Here is a 7,823-nt window from a genome sequence, read left to right on the forward strand (position 1 = left end):
CGCGGTGAATAAGGGCAGCCTGAGCGTCTGGCGGGCCGGCGCGGTCGCGGTGGCGGCCGCCGCCGCGGCCCTGGTCGCCGGCCTCGTCCTCGGCGGGTCGGTCACCGAGAAGGTCATCCCCGGCCTCGGCGACGCCGGCGCCCTCACCCGGTGGGGGCTGCCCGCGTCCCGTGCCGCGATGGACCTGCTGTCCGCGCTGACCGTCGGCGCCGTGCTGGCCGCCGCCGCGTTCCTGCCCGTCGAGGGCGGGCGCGGCGCCGCCCGGCTGTCCGCGGACGCGGTCGGCTACCTGCGCGCCGCGTCCTGGATCGCCGCGGGCTGGGCCGCCGCCGCGGCGGCCACCCTCGTGTTCACGGTCGCCGACGTGCTCGGCCAGCCGGTCGGGGAGGTCCTCACCGGCAGCGAGCTGAGCAGCTACGTCGGCTCGCTGCCGCAGGGCACCGCGCTCATGATCGTGGTGCTGCTGGCCGTGGTGGTGGCGCTGCTGGCGCGCACCACCACCACGCCCGCCGCCGCGTTCGGGCTGCTCGCCATGGCCGGGATCGCGCTGCTGCCCGCGCCGCTGACCGGGCACTCGGCCTCGGCCGCCAACCACTCCGTCGCGACGACCGGCGTCGCGCTGCACGTCGCCGCGGTCGCGCCGTGGGTCGGCGGCCTGGCGATCGTCGGCGCGCACGCGCTGCTGCGCCGCGACCGGCTGCCGGTCATGGCGGAGCGGTTCAGCCGGATGGCCCTGTGGTGCTACATCACGGTCGGGGTCAGCGGCCTGGTGAACGTGATCGCCCGGCTGCCCGACCCGGCCGAGCTGGCGACGACGAACTACGGCCGGCTCGCCCTCGGGAAGATCGTCGCGTTCGGGGTGCTCGGCTGGTTCGGCTGGTGGCACCGCGAGCGGACGCTGCCCGCGCTCGCCGCCGGCAAGCCGGGGGCCTTCGCCCGGTTCGGCTCGGTCGAGGCGGCCGTGATGGCCGCCACCATGGGCCTCGCGGTCGCGCTGGCGCGCACCGCGCCGCCCCCGCCGACCGCCCCGGAGTCGGCGGTCAAGTCGCTGCTCGGCTACGACATGCCGCCCGAGGTCACCCCGATGCGGCTGCTGACACTGTGGCAGTTCGACCTGTTCTTCGCCGTCCTCGTGGCCGTCCTCGGCGGCCTGTACCTGGCCGCCGTGGTCCGGCTGCGGCGGCGCGGCGACTCCTGGCCGGTGGGGCGCACCGCCGCCTGGATCCTCGGCCTGGTGGCCATCCTCGCCGTCACCCAGACCGGCGTCGCCAAGTACGCGCCGATCCTGTTCAGCGTGCACATGGCGCAGCACATGGTGCTGAACATGCTGGTGCCGATCTTCCTGGTCGTCGGCGCGCCGGTGACGCTGGCGCTGCGCGCGCTCAAGCCCGCCCGGGTGCGCGGCGACCGCGGCCCCCGCGAGTGGCTGACCGCGCTGCTGCACAGCCGCTACCTCGCGGTCGTCGCGCATCCCGCGGTGGCGACGCTGATCTTCGTGGTGAGCACGTTCGCGCTGTACTTCACGCCGCTGTTCGAGGCGGCGATGCGCAACCACCTCGGCCACATCGCGATGATGGTGCACTTCCTCGCGGCGGGGTCGCTGTTCTTCTGGGTGCTGCTCGGCGTCGACCCGGCGCCGAAGAAGCTGCCCTACCCGGCGCGGCTGATCCTGCTGTTCGTCACGATGCCGTTCCACGCGTTCTTCGGCATCGCGCTGATGAACATGAGCCAGGCGCTGGCGCGCGGCTGGTACGGGGCCGTCGACCCGCCGTGGGGCACCACGATCCTGCACGACCAGCACACCGGCGGCGCGATCGCCTGGGCGTTCGGGGAGATCCCGACGTTCATCGTCCTGATCGTGATGGCGTTCCAGTGGTACGCCGACGACCAGCGGCAGGCCCGCCGCATGGACCGCAAGGCCGACCGGGCCGCGCGGCCGGGCGGCCGGGCCGAGGACGACGAGCTCGCCGCCTACAACGCGCGGCTCGCCAAGCTGGCCGAGCGCGACCGGGCCGCCGAGGGGCAGGGCAAGACCTGAGGGCGACGGCGGAACCGCGTCCCTCCCTCGCGCGGGGGAGGGCCCGCGGCGTCCCGTCTGCCAGGATCGATGCGTGTTGCGCGTGTTCCGGCCGCTGATCGAGCGGACCACCTGGCAGCGCTGGTCCCATCTCGTGGTGGGCGGCGCGCTGCTGATGCCGTACTGGTTCCTGGCGATGAGCCTCACGCCGCTGCTGCCGGTCGGCGACACCGCCGTGATGCTCGTGCTCATGCTGGTGGTGATGCCGGCCGCGGCGGTGTTCGTCACCGGCCTCGTGCCGACGGTGCGGTTGCTGGAGGGCTCGCTCGCCCGGGAGCTGCTCAAGGGGCCCGCCACCGCGATCGCCCCCGGTTCGGCGGCGTCGTGGGAGAGCCGGGTCCGGGCCGCGGCGTGGTTCACGCTGCACCTCTTCGCGGGCGTGGTGGTCAGCGGGCTCAGCCTCGCGGTGCCGCCGTTCGCGGCCGTGCTGGTCCTCGCGCCGATGGTGTCGTGGGACACCCGGCTCATGGAGGCGTGGGGGTGGGAGGGGACGTGGCACCAGTGGCCCGCGCCGCCGCTCGGCCTCGCGTCGCTGGCCGCGCTGCTCGCGCTGATCGTCGCGTCCGGGGCGCTGCTGTCCCGGCTCGCGCCGTGGTTCCTCGGCCCGTCCGCCGCCGAGCGGCTCGCCGACATGGAGGCCAGGGCGGTCAAGCTGGCCGAGCGCAACCGGCTGGCCAGGGAGCTGCACGACTCGGTCGGGCACGCGCTGAGCGTGGTGACCCTCCAGGCCGGCGCGGCCGGACGGGTCCTGGACAGCGACCCCGCGTTCGCCCGGGAGGCGCTCGGCGCGATCGAGGAGTCGGCCCGCGCCGCGCTGGAGGACCTCGACCACGTGCTCGGGCTGCTCCGCGAGGACCCGTCCCGCCCGGCCGCGCCGCAGGCCACGCTGAAGGACCTCGGCCGGCTGCTGGAGCAGACCCGGATCGCGGGGGTGGCGCTCGACGCCGCCGTGGACCCGGCGGTCGAGCACGTCCCGGCGGCGGTGTCGCGGGAGGCGTACCGGATCGTCCAGGAGGGGCTGACGAACGCGCTGCGGCACGCGGGGAAGGTCCCGGTGCGGCTGCGGCTCGGCATCGCCGGGGAACGGCTGGAGGTGGAGATGAGCAACCCGCTCGGGGCGGCCCGCGGCGACGGCGCCGACCACGGCGGCGGCCGCGGCCTCGCCGGGGTCCGCGAGCGCGTCACCGTGCTGCGCGGCGACATGGCCGCCGGGGCCGACGGGGACGCGTGGCGGTTCCGGGTCTCGCTGCCGCTAAGGTCCGGAACATGACGATCAAGGTGCTGCTGGTCGACGACGAGCGGCTGATCCGGGCGGGCCTCGCCGCCATCATCGACGCCGAGGACGACCTGGCCGTGGTCGGCGAGGCCGCCGACGGCGCCGAGGTGCCGGACGCGGTGCGGCGGCTGCGCCCCGACGTGGTGCTGATGGACGTGCGGATGCCCCGCCTCGACGGCATCCAGGCGACCCGCCGCCTGCTGGAGACCGTGCCGGAGCCGCCGCGGATCATCGTGGTCACCACGTTCGAGAACGACGAGTACGTCTACGACGCGCTGAAGGCGGGCGCGCACGGCTTCCTGCTCAAGCGGACCCGGCCGGAGGAGATCCTGCAGGCGGTCCGGATGGTCGCGCACGGCGACAGCCTGCTGTTCCCGGCGGCGATCCGGGAGCTGGCGGCGCACCACGGCCCGTCCGGCGGCGGGGCCGGCGCGGACTGGCACGGCCGGCTCACCGAGCGGGAGGGCGACGTGCTGCGGCTGATGGCCAAGGGCCGCTCGAACGCGGAGATCGCCGCGGAGCTGTTCGTGAGCCCGCAGACGGTGAAGACGCACGTCGGCAACATCCTCGCCAAGCTCCAGGCGCGGGACCGCACCCAGGCGGTGATCCTCGCCTACGAGACGTCCTTCATCACGCCCGGCTGAGCTGGCAGCATGATCACATGACGGACTTCCGGTTCGGGTTCAACTTCTTCGACATCCCCTCCCGCGACGAGTTCGCCGACTGGTGCCGGCGCGGCGAGCGGTACGGCTACGACACGGCGCTGGTGCCCGACCACCTCGGGGCCCCGGCGCCGTTCCCGACGATGGTCGCCGCCGCGGAGGCGACGGAGCGGCTGCGGGTCGGCACGCTCGTGCTGAACGCCGGGTTCTGGAACCCGCACCTGCTCGCCCGGGAGGTCGCCACCGCCGACCGGCTCACCGGCGGGCGGGTGGAGCTGGGCCTCGGCGCCGGGCACATGAAGTGGGAGTTCGACGCGGCCGGCATCCCCTGGGAGGGGTTCGGCGCCCGCGCGGAGCGGATGACCGGCATGATCGAGGAGCTGGGCGCGCTGTTCGGCGGGGACGGCTACGAGCGGCACCGGCCGATCGCCGAGCACTTCGGGCTGGCCGAGCTGGCGCCGGTGCAGCGCGCCGGGTTCGGCGGCTCGGGGCCGCCGCTGCTGGTCGGCGGCACGGGCGACACGGTGCTGCGGACGGCGGCGCGGTACGCCGACATCGTCGGGATCGCGGGGGCGTACCAGGTGGCGGGGGAGCCGCCGGGGACGTTCCGGCTGGGCACGGCCGCGGAGGCGGAGGAGCGGGTCCGGTTCGTCCGGGAGCACGCCGGCGACCGGGCGGACGCGATCGAGTGGAACGTGCTCGTCCAGCACGTCCAGGTGACGGCCGACCGGCGCGCGGAGGCCGAGCGGATCCGCGCCGAGCGCATGCCGTACATGGACGTCGAGGAGATCCTGGACACACCGTTCCTCCTGCTCGGGACGGAGGAGCAGCTCGCGGAGCAGATCCGGGAGCGGCGCGAGCGGTTCGGATTCTCCTACACCACGGTGCACGCGCCGTTCCTGGACGTCCTCGGCCCGGTGATCGAGCGGGTCTAGGCGGGCGCATCGGCCGCCCCTTACACCTGATTTACCTGTCGGTAGCTAGAAAAGAGACATAAACGAACAAGGCCGACCGATCGGGGGATCATGGACGCCGTTACCCTGTCCGAGCTGCGCAAGCCGCGGGCCTACCCGGCGGTGTCGGTGCTGATGCCGACGCACCGCTCCGTCCCGGACAACCGCCAGGACCCGATCCGACTGCGCAACCTGCTGGCCGAGGTCCGGCGGCGGCTGCACGACGACGTCCGGGTCACGCCCGAGGCCGCCGACCATGTCGTGCGGGGGCTGGAGCGGGCGGCGGACGAGGTCGACCTGCGGCACGCCGCCGACGGGCTCGTGCTGTTCGCCGCGCCCGACGGTGAGCACCACTCCTTCACGATCGGCCAGCACGTGGACGAGCGCGTCGTCGTGGACACCGGGTTCGCCACCCGCGACCTCGTCGCCGCCTACACCCGCACCCCGCGCTACTGGCTGCTGTCGCTGTCGGACCAGCGGACCCGGCTGTGGGACGGCCGCGGCGAGGAGCTGACCGAACGCACCGGCGGCGGCTTCCCGGTCGAGCCGGAGCCGATCGACGAGGCCGGCTCCGGGCGGCTGGCGCGGCGCGCCGCCCAGGGCGGGGACGGCGAGCGGCAGCGCCGCACCATGCGGGACGTCGTGGCCGCGCTCGACCGCGTCCTGGCCCGGGACCGGCGCCCGCTGATCGTCGCCGGCGTCACCCGCCACCAGGCGTTCTTCGACGAGGTGGCCGGGCCGCACATCACCGTCGCGGGCCGCGTCGACGGCAGCTTCGAGGGCGCCTCGGCGAGCGCGCTCGCCGAGGCGGCGCGCCCGGCGCTCGCCGCCTACGAGGACCTCCGCGAGGTCGGCGTGCTGGCGGAACTGGAGGCCGCGCGCAGCATCCAGCGCTACGCGGGCGGGCTCTGCGAGGTCACGCCGCTCGCCGAGGAGGGCCGCGGCGAGCACCTCGTCGTCGAGCGCGGCTACTACGCGCCGGCGGTGAAGGCCCGCGGCGAGATCGTCCCGGTGGACGGCATGCCGGGCGTCCTCAGGGGCGCGGACGTCGTCGACGACGCCGTGGACGACGTCATCGAGACGGTGCTGGAGTACGGCGGCGAGGTGACGTTCGTCTCGGACGGCTTCCTCGTCGACCACGGCCGCATCGCGCTGGTGACCCGCTACTGAGCCGCTACCGAGCCGCCGGGCAGGACGGGTCGTGCCAGAGCACCCAGCCGACCGACCAGTCCTCCCGGGCGTAGTGCCGCCAGCCCGCCGGGTGCCCCGGCCATGACGCGGCCGGGGACGTCCCGTCCGGCAGGGAGACCACGACCGTGCACACCCCGGGCGCGGGCGGGCGGCCGTCGCGGACGTCGGTCCGGCCGACGCGCGTCCACCAGACCGGGTACATGAGCTTGGTCCTGACCGCCCAGTGGACGGAGGCGTCCGCGACGACCCCGCCCGCCTGCGGGCCGGGGATCGGCGAGGCGGGGCGGACGCGCTCGGGCGAGGGCCCCATGGCGAACGTCATCGCGGCCAGGCTCGTCGCGGCCAGGGCGGCGGCCATCAGCGGCGCCCGCCGCAGCCGGGACAGGACGGCGAGCGCGCAGAGCAGCCCGACCGCGGTGAGCGACGCCTCCCGCAGATGCAGCGCGGTGCGGTCGTCGGCGAGGAACATGATCTCGGGGAAGTCGAACCCGATGAACGTGTGGGTGCGGAGCCGCTCGCCCGCGTAGGCGGTGACGCAGAGCCCCGCGGCGGCGAGGACGAGGGCGGAGGACGCCGCCAGCCCGAGGGCCCGGCGGGCGCCCGACCGCAGCAGCGCCGCCGCCCCGGCCAGCGCGTAGACCAGGGCCACGCACGCCAGGTACCGGCCGTAGGCGAAGTTGCCGACCCGGTGCTCGTCCGGCAGCGCGGCCGACGACGCGTAGGCGATCCCGAACGTGGCGGCGAGCAGCACGCCCGCCATGATCCGGTCGGCAGCGGGGGTGCGCCGCCGCACCAGCGCCGCCGCCACGACGGCGAGCCCCACCCCGGCCAGCCCCCAGGTGGAGGCGACCAGGTACCAGACCTGCCCGGCGGCCCCCGACAGCGCCCACGCCTGCCCGGCGGCCGTGGTCAGCCGGGTCTCGATGTTGCCGGCCAGGTCCCGGACGCCGCCGGGGTACAGCGCCGCCTCCAGCCGCGCGTTCAGCGCGGCCCCGAGGGCGTAGCCGGCGGCGGCCGCGCCGCCCCCGGCCAGGGCCCCGCGCCACCGCCGCCCGCTCACCGCGATGACGGCCAGCGCCAGGACGTGGACCAGCAGGACGATCGTCCCGCGCGAGTGGACGGCCGCCATGGAGGCCGCGGCCAGGCTCGCGAGCACCGCGCCGCCCGCGCCGCCCGTGCGGGCGAAGCGGTCGAGCGCCAGCAGCCAGGCCAGGACGAGCACCGGCAGGACGGCGTCCGCGAGCGCGAAGGCGCCGAAGAAGGTCGCGGCGGGCAGCAGCGCCGCCGCGAACGCCGCCGGGAGCGCGGCGCGGCGGCCCAGCCCGAACCGCCGCGCCGCCGCGTACCCGAGCGGGAACAGCGCCGCGCCGATCACCGCGTTGATCACCATGACGGCCGTGTAGACCGTGGTCGGGTCGTGCGACAGCCAGTGGGCGGGCGTGAGCAGCAGCGCGTAGCCGCCCTGGTAGAAGGTGTTGCCGGACAGGTCGGCGCCGGGCCCGCCGGCCAGCCACCGGGCCGCGACGAGGTAGCCGGTCTCGTCGGGGTTCGCGACGGGCCCGGTCCGGGCGCGGGCGAACCACAGCCGGACCGCCGCCTGCGCGAGCACGCCCGCGGCGAGCAGCCAGGGCAGCGCGCGGGGACGGCGGCGGCCGGGCGGGGGC

6 protein-coding genes are annotated in these 7,823 nt (G+C 75.7%); 5 read left to right on the plus strand and 1 reads right to left on the minus strand.

Annotated elements, in window-relative coordinates; genetic code table 11:
* Positions 1-4 precede the first annotated feature (4 nt).
* From ETD96_RS09970 to ETD96_RS09990, 5 genes are all read left to right on the plus strand, one after another.
* Positions 5-2,038 (plus strand): bifunctional copper resistance protein CopD/cytochrome c oxidase assembly protein, encoded by a 2,034-nt coding sequence (locus tag ETD96_RS09970; RefSeq protein WP_138636021.1) that lies wholly within the window; start codon positions 5-7, stop codon positions 2,036-2,038.
* Between the two features lie 73 nt (positions 2,039-2,111).
* On the plus strand, positions 2,112-3,347 hold the full coding sequence (locus tag ETD96_RS09975; protein WP_240807455.1) for a sensor histidine kinase: 1,236 nt from the start codon (positions 2,112-2,114) through the stop codon (positions 3,345-3,347).
* The gene (locus ETD96_RS09980; protein WP_138636022.1) at positions 3,344-3,997 is read left to right on the plus strand and encodes a response regulator transcription factor; all 654 of its coding nucleotides are present in this window, start codon (positions 3,344-3,346) and stop codon (positions 3,995-3,997) included. The genes ETD96_RS09975 and ETD96_RS09980 overlap by 4 nt, the downstream gene beginning before the upstream one ends.
* Positions 3,998-4,014: 17 nt before the next feature.
* A complete protein-coding gene (locus ETD96_RS09985) occupies positions 4,015-4,950 on the plus strand; it encodes a TIGR03621 family F420-dependent LLM class oxidoreductase (protein ID WP_138636023.1) in 936 nt (311 codons plus the stop codon).
* Positions 4,951-5,040: 90 nt separating this feature from the next.
* On the plus strand, positions 5,041-6,138 hold the full coding sequence (locus tag ETD96_RS09990; protein WP_138636024.1) for a baeRF3 domain-containing protein: 1,098 nt from the start codon (positions 5,041-5,043) through the stop codon (positions 6,136-6,138).
* Positions 6,139-6,142: 4 nt separating this feature from the next.
* Here ETD96_RS09990 and ETD96_RS44540 read toward each other — a convergent pair.
* The coding region (locus tag ETD96_RS44540) for a hypothetical protein (protein ID WP_171068953.1) at positions 6,143-7,823 on the minus strand (1,681 nt) is incomplete at its 5' end.

The organism is Actinomadura geliboluensis (assembly GCF_005889745.1).
Taxonomy (GTDB): Bacteria; Actinomycetota; Actinomycetes; order Streptosporangiales; family Streptosporangiaceae; genus Spirillospora; species Spirillospora geliboluensis.